This is a genomic window from Mediterranea sp. ET5 (assembly GCF_023337025.1).
In the GTDB taxonomy this organism is placed as follows: Bacteria; Bacteroidota; Bacteroidia; order Bacteroidales; family Bacteroidaceae; genus Phocaeicola_A.
Map to the genome: position 1 here is coordinate 145,480 of NZ_JAMBLN010000005.1, position 18,002 is coordinate 163,481.

The window sequence follows — 18,002 nt, forward strand, 5'->3', positions numbered from 1 at the left end:
ACGACATGAGAAACTTTACATGCGTACAAGACCTGGGGCCTCTGGACAGTGCCCTCCGCGAAGCTTTCGAAGTGAAGAAAGACCGCTTCAAACACGTCGCACTCGGACGTAACAAGACCCTGCTGATGATTTTCTTCAACAGCAGCCTCCGCACCCGCCTGAGCACACAGAAGGCGGCGCTCAACCTGGGCATGAACGTCATTGTGCTCGACATCGCCCAAGGCGCGTGGAAGCTGGAGACCGAACGTGGCGTCATCATGGACGGCGACAAACCCGAACATCTGCTCGAAGCCATCCCCGTGATGGGTTGCTACTGCGACATCATCGGTGTGCGTTCGTTTGCCCGCTTCGAGAATCGGGACTATGACTACAACGAGGTCATCCTGAACCAGTTCATCAAATATTCCGGACGTCCGGTGTTCTCCATGGAGGCAGCTACCCGCCATCCGTTGCAGAGCTTTGCCGACCTCATCACCATCGAGGAGTACAAGAAGAAGGAACGTCCCAAGGTCGTCATGACATGGGCGCCCCATCCCCGTCCACTTCCCCAGGCTGTTCCAAACTCCTTCGCCGAATGGATGAACGCCACCGACTATGAGTTTGTGATCACCCATCCGGAAGGCTACGAGCTGGCACCCGAATTTGTGGGCAAGGCACGGGTGGAATATGACCAGATGAAAGCTTTCGAGGGCGCCGACTTCATCTATGCCAAGAACTGGGCAGCCTACAGCGGCGATAACTACGGAAAAATCCTGAGCACCGACCGCTCATGGACCGTGAGCGAACGTCAGATGGCAGTGACGGACAATGCCTACTTCATGCACTGCCTCCCTGTACGCCGCAACATGATTGTCACCGACGAGGTCATCGAGAGTCCGCAGTCGATTGTCATTCCCGAAGCCGCCAACCGCGAAATTTCGGCTACTGTCGTCCTGAAACGCATGCTCGAATCCTTGTAATCACCGTCCGTGCGGAATGAAAGTGTAGAATAATTCCACACATTATTCCACACTTTCCACACTTTTCCACACTGCCGTACAGGCGTGCCACTGGCAAGACTTCCTATTCTTTAAAAAGCAATGTTCCTTGACATCCGTTTACAATATATCTCAACAATTATATTTCCAGGGACACTTCATGGGGCATCTCTTAAAACTTTTCACAAGCGGAAGGTTTAAGACAGGAAGAAGCAGGACACTTTTAGTAGTCTGACAGCTATTTTGTTAGAAGTTTTCAATAAACAGAAAACGCAAGTACAGTACTACAGGTCCGACAAAGCGCCTGACAAATAGCTAAAAGAAGCTATATTTCGTAGTCGGAAGCCAAAAATATGTATTTTATACTGACAGGTTGGCACAAAGTCCGGCTTTGGCACATGGGTTGCAATATAATTATCGAGTGAGGCTTGAAAAGGATACCCCGACAGGACCTTGCTTACGTAAACAACTAAAAAGCATCAGAAAGTATCTGGCAAGCATGAGGAGGGCAGGCTAGGAAATACGCTGACAGTCGCAGCACTGAAAGATATTTAAGCCGTCCCCACTAAAACGGTCATTCATCACACTGCGTTTACCACTTGCTACCGATTGTGAGCGTGTGAAACACGGACGAGTGCCGAACGAAGCCGACCCTGCTTCTCCCCTTTGCTACCAATACGATTTGGTGAACTTAGTGAAGACCACATACACACAACTTCATATGATTAAAAATTCTCCTAAAGAGACTTGAAACTAAACTTAGCGGCTTCCCATTCGTGATTGAACCGGAAGTCGCGCTTTTTTTATACCCCCTTCGAAAAGTGTGCCAAAATTTCCCCGATATTATTACTTAAGTATTACACAAGCACACAACTCAGCAATTGACAAGACATTGGCAGGCAAGGGAGAAAGTCTCCGTCTCAGGATTACCGCGATGGGCAATTCCTCACAAGGACCCTGTTTACCGGACGCTCATCCCCTTGTAAACAATCACTTGCACTTGCAAAAGTTGGGATTAGAATGAAAAGAAGATGCGTGGAACTGCAATGCCACGTCCTTGTGTACAGGTGCTAGGAAAACCTTCGTAAACAGATGTGGAAATAACAGCCCAACGCATATGCGTGGAGACCATCATACCTTCTCCTGTTTACGTGGTTGAAGTTTCCTAGGCTTTGTACACGCAGGAAGAAGACATAACGCCTCTTATTTTCAATATGTCTTGGAAGGAGTCGTACTCCATCCAGCTACAAAAGTAAGAAATTCCGTAATAATTCCCCATCTCCTACCATTTTTATTTGCTGCCGGCCAATTTATTTATAAACTATCATTTCATTCCACCATTATGAGTAATTCGGCAGACAGTCCCTGTATTTTTCCGTTTGAACTCATCATTTTTTATATCATCGGCTTCATTGGGAAGCAGATTTTTTCATTTTCCACCACAACTGGAGACACTACATTCGCCGTGGGGATGCCGAAGAAAATATACAGGGTCTCTCTCGGTCAATCTCATCCTTGCCTTGATTCGTTCCCAACCATAGTGCTCCTGCTGCGTTCCGAACGAACCCTCTATCTTTGTCACCCTCACTCTTGCCAATCTTTGCAGATGAAGATTTATGGCTGACACAAGGTCAGTTAGCGGACATATATTGTACTACCTAATAGAATATCATCCAACATATAGATAATATATAAAGATGGAGAACATTCCACAGGGGCAACTAACAAGAAATTCTTGTTAGTTCGCCAAGAGGGCAATCGACAGGTAAAGCGCAACATTGAGCCGTGAACGCAACTTCTATCAACAGCTGACGATGGTAACAGATACCATGTCCTCAATTACGCAACCAGCAGTTGCGCAATTCAATGGGCCATCACAGTCAATTACGAAATCAGTGATTTCGCAATTTAACGGACCATCAAATATTCGGTATTGATGTACCGATGATGCAAATCTCTTCCAAAAAGAGATAATACCGTTTTCTGGTCTGTTCATTTTGAATTCTATTTCAAATACCCGAAATCCTTAAAGAAAGCACTGTCCGTATAAGCGATCATTGTCCTATGCGTCGTAGCCTTTATTGTGTTTGCACATCTTTGCCCTGGGAAGTAAGAGAGTTCATCACTAAGACTGTATGTTCCTTTGGCTTTACTTCCTTTTTTATTTTCTTGAAAACAAGGCTCAGAAAACGTATTTAACGTGAGTTCGATATAAGAGCTTAAATTAGTTGTTTGAAAATTAGGAACATAGCGATAAAAGCATTAAATTTATAGTGTCCAAGTATAACATTTAAGCGATTACCACTATGTTCTCAGAGGCTAAAGTTACGGAGATTTATTGTATGGCGGATGATTTTTGTAAGGAATTTGCTAAGGTGCAGGAAAAATATATGGTTGAAGACAGGAAACATAAGCATCGGAATAAGCCGAACCGGATGAGTGATGCGGAAATCATGGTCATCCTGATTTTGTTCCATTCTGGTGGTTTCAGATGCTTCAAGCATTATTATCAGGAATATGTCTGCAAGCATCTGATACACCTTTTTCCCAGACGCGTGTCCTATAACCGTTTTGTGGAACTGGAAAAGGAAGTGCTGTTGCAACTAACCGTTTTCATTAAAGAGGTCTTGCTGGGTACTTGCACCGGAATCAGTTTCGTGGATTCCACTCCGCTGCGTGTATGCCGTAACCAACGTATATTGATTCACAAGACTTTTAAGGGGCTTGCCGAGCGTGGCAAATGTTCCATGGGATGGTTCTTCGGCTTTAAACTACATCTGATTATCAATGATAAAGGGGAAATACTCAATTTCATGTTCACGCCTGGAAACGTGGATGACCGGGAACCGTTGAAACAAGGAAAGTTTCTGGAAAACATCAAAGGAAAACTATGCGCAGACAAAGAATATATCGGTCAGGCTTTATTTGAGAACCTCTTCCTTAATGGCATACAGCTTGTCACTAAAGTTAAAAATAATATGAAGAACTCACTGATGAGTGTCGCTGACAAGATTCTGCTCAGAAAAAGAGCCTTGATTGAAACGGTCAATGACGAACTGAAGAACATAGCACAGATTGAACACTCAAGACATCGTTCATTCAATAACTTTATAGCCAACTCCTTGTCGGCTATCGCGGCATACTGTTTTTTTGAAAAGAAGCCCGCCATTGACGTGAATTTTGTCAATGACGGACAACTTGCTATTTTTTGATTTTATTTCGAACTCACGTTATTTAATAATAGAAATTAATTTTTCTGCAAAAAAATCTAATTTCCTGCGACCCTTTTTCAAACGCTGTGTGTCTTTATAATGTAATAACACTTATAAAGCACATGAAACACATAGCATATCTGATAGTAAAGTCTATTCTTTCCGACCTGTCTGAACAGGAAAAGAAAGAACTTAGCCAATGGCGTTCGTCATCGCGGCATAATGAAAACCTGTACCAAAAATACAGTGGAAAAGACTTTCTACAGGATATGACACCTCTCTACACTCCCGGAGAGGAAACAGAACTATACAGACAGCTTCAGAAAAAGATGCATCCGGCTCGCAAGCGGAGAATTGCATGGTATAAATGGACTGGTGCTATTGCCGCATGTCTGTTATTGTCTGTTATTCTATATCAGGTATATACAAATTACAGGCAAGAGCAAAATGTTATTGTCCTGGCTGATTTAAAACCGGGAACACAACAGGCTACCTTGTATACTTATTCCGGAGATGAAGAAACGGTTATGCCTAAACAAACCGAAAAAGTTATCATCAATTATCCGGACAACAATAAAAGTCTGAATAATGAAAATGACAAGCCGCAAGGTATTATACAACAATCGGCTGTCAAACTGAATGATATAAAACGTATTATTGTTCCACGGGGCGGCGAATACAACGTTGTTTTAAAAGACCAAAGCAATATTTATCTGAATTCAGAGTCCGATATTCAGTTTGCACCCGAATATGGAGTAGACAAGCGTGAAATGGCATTCAAGGGAGAAGCTTACTTCAACGTTGCAAAAATGGAAAATCAGCAACCCTTCATAATCCATACAGAATTCGGAACAGTAGAAGTAAAAGGTACATCATTCAACCTCCGTTGTTATGAAAACGAAAAGATACTGCAAATAGCACTCGAAAACGGATGTGTACACTTTACTCCCTTGCACAATAAAGACACCTATGTACTAACTCCGGGACAGCTCCTTACTTATCATGTAGACGAACAGCAAATCACTACAGAAGAAACAGATATCAGCATATACACATCATGGAAAAGCGGAATATACAGTTTCAGACAAACTCCGCTCTCGGCCATTATGAATGACCTTTCACGATGGTATAACATCCCTATCGGTTTTGCAAAGAAAGAACTTGAGAACATAACATTTACGGGTGAAGTCAAACGCTATGACAACTTTATTGATATTGCCGGTATGTTTGAACTGACAAAAATGATTCGTTTCAAGGCTAACCGAAACGGTATAATTATAGAAGAACAAAAGTAATCATATTATTAATTTTATACAGACTGAGATGAAAAACAGAGAGAATCTTTTCCTGCGACAAGGCAGGGCAACGGGCTTTAGCAAAAGGCTCTTTGCGTGTTTGCTTCTGGGTTCATTGACTTTAGGCAATGCAATGGCTCAGAACATAAAAAGAATAACTTTACAGTTAAAGAATGCCCAATTGGAGAAAGTATTGTCTACTATCAAGGAACAAACGGGCATGCGGCTCATTTACAGCGATGAGGACATAGCAAACATACCGCCTGTCAACATCAATGTAAAAGACATGGAGGTACTTGAGGCAGTAAAGCAATGCCTGAAAAATACAGGGCTTTCTGCAACTATAAAAGATAATACAATCGTCATCTCTCCTACTACACAAGCCGGGGAAATAAAAGGTATCGTAACTGACGAGCGCAACGGTGAACCTATGATTGGTGTCAACGTATCTGTTATAAAAGGTGGAAAAATGATTACTGGCGTAGTTACAGACATCGACGGTAAGTTCAGCGTAAATATTCCCCGTGGCGCTCAGCTTAAATTCTCGTTCGTCGGTTACAGCGAACAAGTAATCAGTCCGGAAGGAAACGATATAAAAGTAGCGTTGAAAGAGGATGCCAATACGATGGATGAAGTCGTAGTCAACGGTTTCTTTACACGTTCCAAACAAACTTATACAGGTGCTGCACGCACTGTAACCTCTGAACAGTTGTTGAGCATATCACCCAACAATGTATTACAGGCATTGTCTGTTCTTGACCCTTCTATCAAAATAAACAAGAACAATGCAATGGGATCAAACCCCAACAATATTCCAGATCTTGTAATACGTAGTACTACATCACTGGCTACTGACAATGAAGCCGGACTGAATGCTCCTCTTATTGTTATAGACGGAGTGGAATCTACATTACAGGACTTATACGATATCAACATGTACGATATTGAGCGTGTAGATATCCTTAAAGATGCTTCAGCTACCGCACTTTACGGTGAAAATGCCGCAAACGGTGTTATCGTTATTGAACGTAAAAGAGTGGAACAGGCACCAGTACGTATCCGATATACATTTACTCCAGATTTCAGTTTTGCTGACCTGTCAAGTTATGACTTATGCAACTCACAACAAAAACTGGAGTTGGAAAGACTGGCCGGATTATACGACAGCAGCAACGGAAGCATGGATAATACCTATTATGAGAAACTGGCTCTGGTAAGCAGCGGCATCAATACCGACTGGAAGTCAAAACCAATACGTACAGGATTCTCACAGACTCATTCGCTCTCTGTATCAGGACGTGGAGGAAGCATTGAATATAACATTACCGGAAACTTTACCGACAAGAACGGTGTCATGAAAGATGACGGACGAAAGAATTATGGTCTCGAGCTCTACCTGGCATACCGTCTCAAAGAAAAACTGGTGCTTACCTTAAGAGCCAGCCACCAGCAAACCAATATCCGCAACTCCAAATACGGAAGTTATGACACATGGTTGCAAATGAATCCTTATGACTCTCCTTACGATGAAAACGGAGAACTCCGTTCATTATTGTCATGGGATATGACCAATCCTCTTTATGAGGCATCACTAAGTAGCTTCTCTACTGAAGAAACCCGTACTCAGAACCTGTCTTTGAGTGCACGTTATAACTTCAAACCGAATTTGTACATCACGGCACAAGGTTCATTGCTCACGGCAAAAGGTACGGCCGATGATTTTGTATCTCCTCTTTCCATGCAGTTCAAAGACGTAACAGACCCGTTGAAAAAAGGAAGCTATACATTAACCAACAATGACGAAGACAATTATTCGTTCAAAGTAGTCGGTAACTGGATACACAGCTTCGATAATGACGGTACACTGTTTACATTGAACGTGGGAGGTGAAATCAAAAAAGAGAACAGTTCTTCACGCACAAGCATCGCTTCAGGTTTCTTGTCTGATAACCTGACCGATTTCGGATACGCAGCATCTTACTCTGACACTACCCCATACGGAAGTGAAGACCTTGCCACCAGCGTAGGTGCCTTCGCTGCAGCAAACTTTACATGGAAAAACCGCTACATCATTGATGGTTCATACCGTATGTCTGGTTCTTCCAAGTTTGGAGAGAACAACAAATATGCACCGTTCTGGTCAGTAGGTGCCGGATATAACTTGCATAACGAAGAATTCATCAAACAGCTAGGATGGGTAGATATGTTACGTCTGAGAGGAAGTTACGGATATACAGGTAGCGTAAAATTCTCACCATATCAGGCTATCTCTACTTATAAATATTACATTAGTAATATCCACCTTGGAGGCGTAGGTGCAGTGCCTATGGCCATGCCTAATCCAGATCTAACCTGGCAGACTACCAAGAAGCTGAATGTAGGTATCACTTCTTCATTCTTTGATGAACGACTGAATGTCAACTTTGACTACTATAACGAATATACCGACGATATGCTTATCGACATATCATTACCCCCATCATCCGGAGCCAGCACTGTAAAAGATAACTACGGCGCACAGGAAAGCAACGGTATCGAATTTGCCGTATGGGGTAAACCTATCGTTACTAAAGACTTCAGCTGGACGGTTTCTGTAAACGGACTTCATTCAAAGACCGTCATCAAGAATATCTCTGAAGCATTGCAACGCAAGAATGATGAAAACAATGCCGTATCTGATGAATCAGTTCCACGTATACTTTACGAAGAGGGCGGTTCTCCTACAGCAATCTATGCCGTACGTTCTGCCGGAATCGACCCTGCATCAGGAAAAGAAATATACATTAAGAAAGATGGAACCTACACTTATACATATGACGTAAAAGACAAAGTCGTAGTAGGAGATACCAATCCGGATGTTGAAGGTAACTTCTCAACAGACTTCATGTATAAGAATTTCTATCTGGGTGTAAACTTCAGCTATACTTTCGGAGGAGATATCTATAACTCAACCCGTGCAGCCAAGATTGAAAACATCAATCCGCAATACAATGCAGACGTAAGAGCATTCACCGAAAGATGGAAACAACCGGGTGACTTGGTACCTTACCTGAACCTCAGTGCAACTGGTGGACAACAGTTCGTACACTCCAGCCGATTTGTTGAAAACGAGAATGAAATATGGTTGTCGAGCATCAACTTTGCCTATGAGTTTCCACAATCATTGATCCAATCATGGGGAATACAACGCTTGCGACTGACTCTTGGAGCCTCAGACTTATTCCGTCTGTCAACTGTACGCTATGAAAGAGGTACCTCTTATCCTTATAGCCGCAGCATTAATATGTCATTCAATATTACACTTTAAAACATGAATAAGATGAAAAAACTAATATACATTTGTTACGGACTATGTTCCTTGCTCCTTTTCAATGCATGCGACGATTTCCTGGATGTACGCCCAAAATCTGAGAAGGTAGAAAACGAGCAGTTTAAAGACGCACAAGGATTTGAAGATGCCATATACGGAGTTTACGGTGAACTTCAGAATACCTATTCATACGGACGTTTCATGTATTGGGGATTTACTGAAGTACTTGCACAGAACCTTGCATGCTACCAGGATCAGGCAGAAATAGGACAGCCTCTTTCTGAACTTGATTACGAAGCAGATGCCGTAAAGGAAGTAATAGCCAACATGTGGGAAGAAGCATACAAGAATATCGGATACATAAACAATATTCTTGAAAACCTGGAAGGAAGAAACTCCATGACCCTTTACAATTACTATAGAGGTGAAATGCTTGCAATGAGAGCTTTCCTGCATTTTGACCTTCTGCGCCTGTTTGCTCCTACTGACGAAACCAAAGAAGGTATTCCTTACGTAGAAACTTATTCATACGATGTGAAACCTTTTTATAAGGTAGGAGAAGTATATGACAAGATTCTCAAAGACCTGAACGAAGCTGAAAGTCTTCTTGCCGAAGAAGAAAACAGCATGGACTATCCGAGAACAGACAACAACCTGCGCAACTTCCTGAACTACCGCACTACACATTTCAATCTTTATGCCATATGGGCACTTAAGGCACGTGTATATTGGACAAGAGGCGATATGGCCAATGCTGCTATTTATGCCGAAAAAGTAATAAAAAGCGAGAAATTCCCGCTCGCATACAGACAGGAAATGGCAGACTATCTGGCAGGAAAGTTATCTGAAAAAGAAACGATTTTCGGAGTTTATTCTAACTCGTATCTTGAATCTGTACGTGCTCTTATATTCAATCAAACCTCATTTGTATCATTCCAACCTTATCTGGAATCATCAGGTGGCAATGATTTACGAACCTTCGAAGATATCTATGCACTGGACAATGACAACACTGCAGCCGATTACCGCATGCAACAACTGGACAACAGACTTTGGAGAAAAATCATAGATTATTATACACTGAAAGGAGAAAGTGGTCCTAGCGGATGGGACGCCCGATATTCCGGATTTACCCTGATGCACGTTTCTGAAATGTATCTGATTGCGGCAGAAGCACTTCTGGAAACAAATTACGATCTGGCAGTCAGCTACTTTGACGCAGAACTTACCTCACGCGGATTAAGAGGATTTGCAGTTCAGGGCAAACAACTTACCAAAGAAAACATTTACAATGAATATTGTAAGGAACTCTTTGGCGAGGGACAAATATGGTATAATATGAAACGCCTGAACAAAGACATCATATGCAATAGCCTTGACCGTGTATTACCGGCCAGTGACACATATTATGTAGTTCCAATACCAGACAGTGAATATGAATATAGAAATGACAACAAGTAAATGTGTACAGTATGAAAACAATATATATCAAACAAGCCTTGCTCGCTCTATTGTGCATAGCAGGAACAGCCTGCACAAATGAAGACTACCAGCTCTATGATACGACCCAAAAAGATTCTGCGTTCATTGAATATATCAATGACAAAGATGAAATAGCAACTTCGGTTTCCTATAGTTTTGGATTTGACATCGCTACAGAATACGTTGTAGAGCTACCTGTAAAACTTATGGGAATGACATCGGACAAAGCACGTACTTTCACTCTTGAACCGACAGAAGGTACTACCATGCAGGAAGGAGTGCATTATACTATTGATAAGGAAGCTATGTCTATTCCAGCCAATGGAATCGAGACAAAAGTGAAAATCACGCTTTTGCGCAACAATGATCCTGAACTGCAACAAAAGGAATTCACTTTAAACCTGATTCTAAAAGAGTCTGAAGACCTTGCCGTAGTAGGACAGAATAAATTCAGCATCACTTACTCTGACATACACCCAGAATATGCTCCTAGCTGGTGGGTATCATGGGCTATGCCACCCTACAGATATGATGTAGCACAAAAGTTTTTTGAGCTTTTCTATGCAATGAAAGATGTTAATCCCGCTGTTATAGACGAGATGGTAACACAATACGGAGATTATTTCGTAAATGCCAGCAGCATGATGGGTCCGTTATCTATGTATTCAAGCTTCATGAACAAATATGTACTGATACCCTTATACGAATATTATGAAGTACATGACCCATCAGCCATTGAAGGATGGGAAAAACCATCCGCTATGTAATTATATCTAACCGTTATAAAAATAAAGATATGAAGAATATAATATATACCATTTTTTTATTCTTTGCTCTCACATCATGCATCAACGATGATTCACGAGATGCAAACAAGCTGCTGCCAGAACTGTCAATAGAAGGCAGCGATTCTGAAAAGATGCCTGTTTACAACGTCTATTTCGGAACGGAATCTTTGGTAATAGATCCAAAGGTAAAAGCTACATCCAAAAACCTGAAATATGAATGGTCTGTAGGAGAATATAATACCACATCCGATTCAAAAGGAGAACTTACCAAAATCAGTTCAGAACCGATACTGAATTATTCTTTTGAAAAGAAAGGTACATATTACATACATCTTACCGTTACCGATGATATCGTTGGAGATGTAATGGAATATCAGGTAAATGTAAACGATTACTTTGAAAAGGGAATATTGGTCATAGCCAACTCGGAAGACGGAAAAGGAAATCTGGGATTTATCAAAGACCTCACTCCGGAAGATATTGCATCTGGAATGGAATACAAGGTAGAAGAACATTGCCTAGAACAAATGAACCCTGATATTCAAATGACGAAACTTATCGGAGCAGACCGTACCAATGCTGCAACCAGCCCTTATGAACAAACTCCGATAATGATTGTCGCCTTGGAAGACAAATGTTTCTTTGTAAACTCTACAACTTTCGAAATCATATCTTCTTCTGAGTATTCAAGCATCTTCGAAGGATTTAAGGCTACCCATTTTCTCTCGAATGACGGATATGCATCATACCCCTTTGTATATGATGTAAATTCCAAACATTCTATACATTTCCAAAAGGCTTATTGGTATCTGTACGAATATCCGCATGAATTCTATCAGCAAAGCTATGAAGACGTTATTCCCGGATATAACTATATGGCAAGTATAAATTCGTGGAGTACGACACCAGTATTCGTAAACTACAGTACTTCTGAAATTATCAAGTTCCAAGCTTATTCTAGTAATGGTATGGCTACATCAGGCGACTTGTTCAAAGATAAGGATATACTGATGCTTGTTCATAACACACAACAAAATAGTGGAGACATTTATGTTGTAACAAAAGACAAAGCCAATCCTAACAAAATTTCACAATATACTATCTCTTCAAATACTGTAGGTGAATATCCTGATTGGACATATATTTATGAAAGCAGTAAAGAAACTTCTTATGAAGTAACGGACACACAGGGAATTCCTTCACAAGGAACAAGACTCACTCTTGCCAGAAGTAGTCAAGTAGCATTTTATGGTATTGGAGGAGATTTGTACGCTTACTACCTTTTCAACGCATCACCCCAACTTCCTACAAAACCCATTATTTCTTATCCTAATGAAGAGATTACCTGTATAGGTTACAATGAAGCAACTCAGGATTTATACGTAGGTACTTACAGTAATGATACAAAACGTGGAAATGTATATATCTACAGCACAGAAGATCTGACCAGCGATAAATTTGAGCCTAAATACGAGTTCAAACAATGCACAGATAAAATTTCTGATATAAGATACAAAAACTAACCCTCTCTCTTCTTTCAATGGGGGTATGTCTTGGCGAAGAACATACTCCCATTTAATTCTATTACAAACCAAGTAACCATTTAAACATCAGTCATGAAACTACATATTGCTATTCTATTGGCTTTAATTTATGCCTGCACCATGAATGCACAGTTAACAGTCAAAGGTCACATAACAGTAAAGAATGAAACTGACAGCATACATGAAATAGCCATCAACAACATCATGATGGGAAACTCATCATACACTCCTGTAAAAGCTGACAACAATCAGTTCAATATAAAGCTTACATCGGCTAATAACGGATTTTACCAACTTAACATCATTGTCCGAAAAGGAGATTCAAACAAGTATCCTTTCAACATTCCGCTGTATATGCCCGACTCCATCCGTATATACAACCTTGACATACAAATTGACAATGAAAAGATACAGTACGGCTTTGACAACGACAATACCTTTCTGGGAGAATATTATAATCAGGCAAACGTCATGAACAAGGAAGTATGGACCAACACTCCCTTGCCTGAGAACTCTTTGAAACTTATAAATCAATATGACAACATACTAAACAAGCTGTTGACTCAGTACAAGCCTTCAAAAGAGGTAGAATTATATGCACGGACCTGGAACTTTATTGAAAAGTCAAAAGCTATAAACGACATCCAATTTATGCATAGAAGAAACGGTAAAACCACTCCCAAAGAATTAGACAACGAAACCAATAATGCAACAGCTTTATTAAACAACAAGTATGCGATATGCTTTAATGAAACACCGATGTTCTTTTGCGCAAATATGCCTAAGGGAATGACTCTTGAAGAAAAAATGGACTATATCTATAAAAAAGCCGAAGACAAAAACCTGCAAAAGAGTATAGCGGAATATCTTCTGAGAAAGTATATCTCATCTTACAACTACAACAAAGACTTTTCTAACGGACTGATCGTCTTGGAAAAATGCGTCAGCAAATACAATCTTCCGGAAAAATATGTAAATGACTTCAAAAAAAGAAGATATATACTAGACAAGGCTCCATTTCCCGACATAACCTTTTACGATTCTGAAGGAAAAGAGCATACGTTCGAAGAGTTCAAGGGATATTACGTATACATTGATATCTGGGCATCGTGGTGCGTTCCGTGCTGTAAGGAAATTCCGCATCTGCAAAAGTTGGAAAAAGAACTGAACAATCCGGCTGTAAAGTTCCTGTCTGTATCCATCGATCAGAATGAAAAGAACTGGAAGAAGAAAATAGAAGAACTGAATCTGCACGGAAACCAATGGTTCAACAAAGGCAATGAAATATCAAACTTCCTGAATATAAATGCCATCCCAAGATTTCTTCTGTATGATAAAGAAGGCAAGCTCATGAACATTGATGCTACCCGCCCCAGCAATCCGCAGACAAAAGAAATGCTGGAACAGCTAAAATAAAGAAGTAAAATAAGATGATTACTAACTGACAGACAATCAGTAAGTATATACAACAAGCAACCCGACTGCAGAGGTCCTGCAATCGGGTTGTATGCTTATCAGCCTCCTTGAATAAAGTCACTTTCTACTGGCTCCATAATTTATTGATACCCAACAAAAAGTTTATCTTTAGCCTAAAGATATATGTACTTAAGTTAAAGATACATGTACTCAGCCTAAGGATAAACTTTCCAACCTGTATAAAAGCAGATTATCAGTTAGTGACTGTATGAATAAACTACAGTCTGCTTGCTTTTCAGTGAAGCCTGCACATCAATAAGCCGTTGGTTGCTGCTTCCTCTGAAACAAAGGCTTTCGTCTTTCAGTTCCTTTTTGAAACGGCCGTCTACCAGTACGTCTATGTATTTCAACAAACGAACCTGTTTTGGATTATTCAACAGATTTTCAAACGTATACCCCGTGTAGCACCATATGCTCTTATTGCTTTGATGCTTGATGGCACAAGCCAGCTCGGCAAAGCCTTCAGGCTGAAACATCGGGTCACCGCCGCTAAAGGTTACGTCGGCAAACTCGTCAGCCAGAACTTTTTGAAGAATTTCGTCCGTACTCATCCAATGTCCGCGATTAATATCCCAAGATTCGGGATTATGACAGCCGGGACATCCGTTAGGACATCCGGCGGCATAGATAGCGGTGCGGAATCCCGGTCCGTCTACCGTCGTATCTTCAAGAATATCAAGGATAGATAACATGATGATTACGCTTAATTATGTATTACACGGTCATTCAGTTCTGCCAGTTTGGCCTGATTCCATCGGTCGGTTGTTCCCACCAGATATCCGGTTATGCGCTGAAGCTTGTCAATGTGCCTGCTTCCGCACTTGGGACATTCTTCCATATGGGGGTCGGCATTCTCATAACCACAGTCCAGACAGCGGTTACGGTTATGGTTTACCGAGCCATAACCTATGTTGTAACGGTCCATCATATCCACCACACGCATAATGGCTTCGGGATTGTGTGTGGCATCTCCGTCAATCTCTACGTAGAAGATGTGGCCTCCACGTGTCAGGTCATGATAAGGAGCCTCTATCTCAGCCTTATGACGGGCACTGCACTTATAATATACGGGCACATGATTGGAATTGGTATAATAGTCACGGTCGGTTATACCGGGCAAGATTCCGAAATCCTTGCGGTCAACGCGTGTAAACTTGCCCGAAAGACCTTCGGCCGGCGTAGCCAGCACACTGTAATTATGCTGATACTGTTCAGAGAACTGGTTCACTCTGTCACGCATATAGGTTACAATCTTCAATCCCAGTTCCTGAGCTTCTTCCGACTCACCGTGATGTTTGCCCACCAGTGCCACCAGACACTCAGCCAGTCCGATAAACCCTATACCCAATGTTCCCTGATTGATAACAAGAGCTATCGTATCGTTGGGTTTCAGCTTCTCACAACCAATCCACAAAGCCGACATCAGAAGAGGGAACTGTTTGGCAAAAGCTGTTTTCTGAAATTCCATACGCTCATGCAGCTGACGGGCCGTAACTTCAAGCATCGCATCGAGTTTGGCAAAGAAACGGGCTATGCGCTGTTCCTTGTCTTCTATTTGCATGCACTCGATGGCCAGGCGGACAATATTGATTGTAGAGAATGAGAGGTTTCCACGTCCTATCGAAGTCTTCGGACCGAAACGGTTTTCAAACACACGCGTACGGCAACCCATTGTAGCCACTTCGTGCTGGTAACGCAGAGGGTCATCGGCTTTCCAGTCCTCACTCTGATTGAACGTGGCATCCAGATTCAGGAAGTTAGGGAAGAAGCGTCGTGCCGTCACCTTGCATGCCTGTACATAAAGGTCATAATTGGGGTCTTCCGACAGATAGCTGACTCCTCTTTTCTTTTTCCATATCTGAATAGGGAAAATGGCAGTCTCACCGTTACCCACTCCCTGATAAGTTGTTCTCAACAGCTCACGTATGATACAGCGTCCCTCAGCAGAAGTATCCGTACCGTAATTGATGGAACTGAACACTACCTGGTTTCCTCCTCGTGAATGTATGGTGTTCATATTGTGTATGAATGCCTCCATAGCCTGATGCACGCGGGCTACCGTCTTGTTTACGGCATGCTGCACGATGCGTTCGTCGCCCGACAGGCCGTCAAGCGGTTTTTGCAGATAGTCTGAAAGTTCTTCTGCATACAGATGCGAATAGTCTGCTCCGTTAAGTTCTTCCAGATTCTTTATTTCTTCAATGTAACTGCTGCGCACATATGGAGCCAGATAAAAGTCAAAGGCAGGAATAGCCTGTCCGCCATGCATCTCATTCTGGGCAGTCTCCAGCGAAATGCATCCCAATATGCTGGCTGTTTCAATACGTTTGGCCGGTCTGGACTCTCCATGTCCTGCCGAAAAACCATTCTGAAGGATATGATCTAACGGATGCTGCACACAGGTAAGACTTTTAGTTGGATAATAATCCTTGTCATGTATGTGCAGATAGTTACCCGCAACGGCTTCGCGCACGTCTTCACTAAGCAGATAGTCGTCAACAAACGGTTTGGTAGTCTCGCTGGCAAACTTCATCATCATTCCTGCCGGTGTATCGGCATTCATGTTTGCATTTTCACGGGTAATATCATTCGATTTGATATTGATAATCTCCAGGAAAATATCTCTTGTCTTTGCCTTACGGGCTATACTGCGCTGATTCCGGTAAGCAATATATTTCTGTGCCACGTCTTTTCGGCTACTCTTCATCAGTTCCATTTCCACGGCATCCTGAATAGCCTCAACGGTCATCTGTGCATCTCCATTAAAAGAGATACGGTCGGTAATCTGATGTATCAGTCTGAAGTCTTCTCCTTTTTCTGTATGCAACATTGCCTTACGGATAGCAGTGGCTATTTTCTCTTCGTTAAAGCCCACAATTCGTCCGTCACGCTTGATTACTGTCTGTATCATTTCCTACTGTTTTTCTAATTATCTATTATGCTAAATTTGCAAGCAAAGGTAGCATATACAGAGGAAAGTTTCCCGTTTTGGACAACTTTTCGGCAATTAAAAAAATATTAATCAATTGATAAACAGTAGCAATACAAAAGAAAATAGAAAACTTATACACAAGAAGTATTTTCTAAACAGTTAATCGAACAAGCAAACATACATACAGAAACAGTAAAATATATTCTATGCACTGATGAACAAACAGTTGAGGTAGAACAAATGAAAAGTTATCCATCAAAGTTTCTCCAGAAAAACATCCAGAAGCAGCATTGCCGTAAAACTTGAACCAGATAAGGTTCCCATCTTTTTGCGAAGCTGTTCCTTTGCCCGTTTCTTATAGGCCTTTACTGCATCGACTGTCGTATGCATCTGCTCGGCAATTTCATCAATGTGGTATCCGTCAAGAGAGTAATTTATCACTTTCTTATAATTGTCGGGCAATTCCGAAATGGCCCGATACAGTAACGTATATACTTCCACATCGAGCATCTGATCATAAAAGTCTTCTTCTGACAAAGACTCCAGATAGGTATGATGAGTGTCTTCACTGCGAAGAATATTCAGACAACGATGCTTGACCGAAGTAAACAGATAAGTTCTTATCGCCTCCGGATTCTTGAACTCCTGACGATGATTCCATATCTGCATAAAGATATCCTGTACCACATCTTCTACTTCTTCTTCCTGCACAAAACGGCGTGCAAAGGCGAGCAGGCTGGGACTGTATACATAGAAAAGAGTCTTGAATGCAGTCTCATCCCCTTGCTGGAAACGGAAAAAGGTTTCGTTTGTCATCTTTGTCTTTATTGGAGTAAGGCTTCTCTTCTTCCGTTTTACGAAAAGAAGAGAGCTGTATTTTTTCATTACTTCTTTGTTGTTGGATGCGGATAATCAATGGTATAATGCAGACCACGACTCTCCTTGCGCTCCATAGCCTGACGGGTTATCAGATAGCCCACATTTAT

The 18,002-nt window shown here is 41.6% G+C and carries 12 protein-coding genes and 1 pseudogene; 9 read left to right on the forward strand and 4 right to left on the reverse strand.

Annotated elements, in window-relative coordinates:
* The first annotated feature begins 5 nt into the window (after positions 1 to 5).
* The 9 genes and pseudogenes from M3087_RS05040 (at position 6) to M3087_RS05080 (ending at position 14,024) form a co-directional block, all read left to right on the forward strand.
* On the forward strand, positions 6 to 959 hold the full coding sequence (locus M3087_RS05040; RefSeq protein ID WP_022385063.1) for a hypothetical protein: 954 nt from the start codon (positions 6 to 8) through the stop codon (positions 957 to 959).
* Between the two features lie 1,617 nt (positions 960 to 2,576).
* A pseudogene (locus M3087_RS05045) lies at positions 2,577 to 2,760 on the forward strand (cell filamentation protein Fic); the annotation flags it as partial.
* 523 nt (positions 2,761 to 3,283) lie between these two features.
* Positions 3,284 to 4,189: an IS982 family transposase gene (locus M3087_RS05050; RefSeq protein ID WP_249094148.1), complete on the forward strand. Its 906-nt coding sequence runs from the start codon at positions 3,284 to 3,286 to the stop codon at positions 4,187 to 4,189.
* A 122-nt stretch (positions 4,190 to 4,311) separates the two neighbouring features.
* Complete coding sequence (locus tag M3087_RS05055; protein ID WP_106483748.1) at positions 4,312 to 5,484, forward strand: FecR family protein; 1,173 nt, start codon at positions 4,312 to 4,314, stop codon at positions 5,482 to 5,484.
* A gap of 28 nt (positions 5,485 to 5,512) precedes the next feature.
* Positions 5,513 to 8,791 (forward strand): SusC/RagA family TonB-linked outer membrane protein, encoded by a 3,279-nt coding sequence (locus M3087_RS05060; RefSeq protein ID WP_249094151.1) that lies wholly within the window; start codon positions 5,513 to 5,515, stop codon positions 8,789 to 8,791.
* Positions 8,792 to 8,803: 12 nt separating this feature from the next.
* The gene (locus tag M3087_RS05065; protein ID WP_234395677.1) at positions 8,804 to 10,255 is read left to right on the forward strand and encodes a RagB/SusD family nutrient uptake outer membrane protein; all 1,452 of its coding nucleotides are present in this window, start codon (positions 8,804 to 8,806) and stop codon (positions 10,253 to 10,255) included.
* Between the two features lie 11 nt (positions 10,256 to 10,266).
* Positions 10,267 to 11,043 (forward strand): DUF4843 domain-containing protein, encoded by a 777-nt coding sequence (locus M3087_RS05070; RefSeq protein WP_106483751.1) that lies wholly within the window; start codon positions 10,267 to 10,269, stop codon positions 11,041 to 11,043.
* Positions 11,044 to 11,072: 29 nt separating this feature from the next.
* Positions 11,073 to 12,587: a PKD domain-containing protein gene (locus M3087_RS05075; RefSeq protein WP_249094153.1), complete on the forward strand. Its 1,515-nt coding sequence runs from the start codon at positions 11,073 to 11,075 to the stop codon at positions 12,585 to 12,587.
* A gap of 93 nt (positions 12,588 to 12,680) precedes the next feature.
* On the forward strand, positions 12,681 to 14,024 hold the full coding sequence (locus M3087_RS05080; protein ID WP_106483753.1) for a TlpA family protein disulfide reductase: 1,344 nt from the start codon (positions 12,681 to 12,683) through the stop codon (positions 14,022 to 14,024).
* Between the two features lie 257 nt (positions 14,025 to 14,281).
* On the opposite strand, the gene nrdG is transcribed toward M3087_RS05080, so the two are convergent.
* From nrdG to M3087_RS14320, 4 genes are all read right to left on the reverse strand, one after another.
* A complete protein-coding gene (nrdG, locus tag M3087_RS05085) occupies positions 14,282 to 14,776 on the reverse strand; it encodes an anaerobic ribonucleoside-triphosphate reductase activating protein (RefSeq protein ID WP_106483754.1) in 495 nt (164 codons plus the stop codon).
* 11 nt (positions 14,777 to 14,787) lie between these two features.
* A complete protein-coding gene (locus M3087_RS05090) occupies positions 14,788 to 16,995 on the reverse strand; it encodes an anaerobic ribonucleoside triphosphate reductase (protein WP_106483755.1) in 2,208 nt (735 codons plus the stop codon).
* A gap of 276 nt (positions 16,996 to 17,271) precedes the next feature.
* Positions 17,272 to 17,901, reverse strand: a complete 630-nt coding sequence (locus M3087_RS05095; RefSeq protein ID WP_249094155.1) for an RNA polymerase sigma factor — start codon at positions 17,899 to 17,901, stop codon at positions 17,272 to 17,274.
* Positions 17,901 to 18,002 (reverse strand): hypothetical protein (locus M3087_RS14320; protein WP_262918883.1); only part of this gene is annotated, 102 nt, incomplete at its 5' end. The genes M3087_RS14320 and M3087_RS05095, both read right to left, overlap by 1 nt.

Coding starts and splice junctions, on each gene's coding strand:
- M3087_RS05040 (WP_022385063.1), top strand. CDS start 6: ATGAGAAACTTTACATGCGTACAAGACCTGGGGCCTCTGGACAGTGCC.
- M3087_RS05050 (WP_249094148.1), top strand. CDS start 3,284: ATGTTCTCAGAGGCTAAAGTTACGGAGATTTATTGTATGGCGGATGAT.
- M3087_RS05055 (WP_106483748.1), top strand. CDS start 4,312: ATGAAACACATAGCATATCTGATAGTAAAGTCTATTCTTTCCGACCTG.
- M3087_RS05060 (WP_249094151.1), top strand. CDS start 5,513: ATGAAAAACAGAGAGAATCTTTTCCTGCGACAAGGCAGGGCAACGGGC.
- M3087_RS05065 (WP_234395677.1), top strand. CDS start 8,804: ATGAAAAAACTAATATACATTTGTTACGGACTATGTTCCTTGCTCCTT.
- M3087_RS05070 (WP_106483751.1), top strand. CDS start 10,267: ATGAAAACAATATATATCAAACAAGCCTTGCTCGCTCTATTGTGCATA.
- M3087_RS05075 (WP_249094153.1), top strand. CDS start 11,073: ATGAAGAATATAATATATACCATTTTTTTATTCTTTGCTCTCACATCA.
- M3087_RS05080 (WP_106483753.1), top strand. CDS start 12,681: ATGAAACTACATATTGCTATTCTATTGGCTTTAATTTATGCCTGCACC.
- nrdG (WP_106483754.1), bottom strand. CDS start 14,776: ATGTTATCTATCCTTGATATTCTTGAAGATACGACGGTAGACGGACCG.
- M3087_RS05090 (WP_106483755.1), bottom strand. CDS start 16,995: ATGATACAGACAGTAATCAAGCGTGACGGACGAATTGTGGGCTTTAAC.
- M3087_RS05095 (WP_249094155.1), bottom strand. CDS start 17,901: ATGAAAAAATACAGCTCTCTTCTTTTCGTAAAACGGAAGAAGAGAAGC.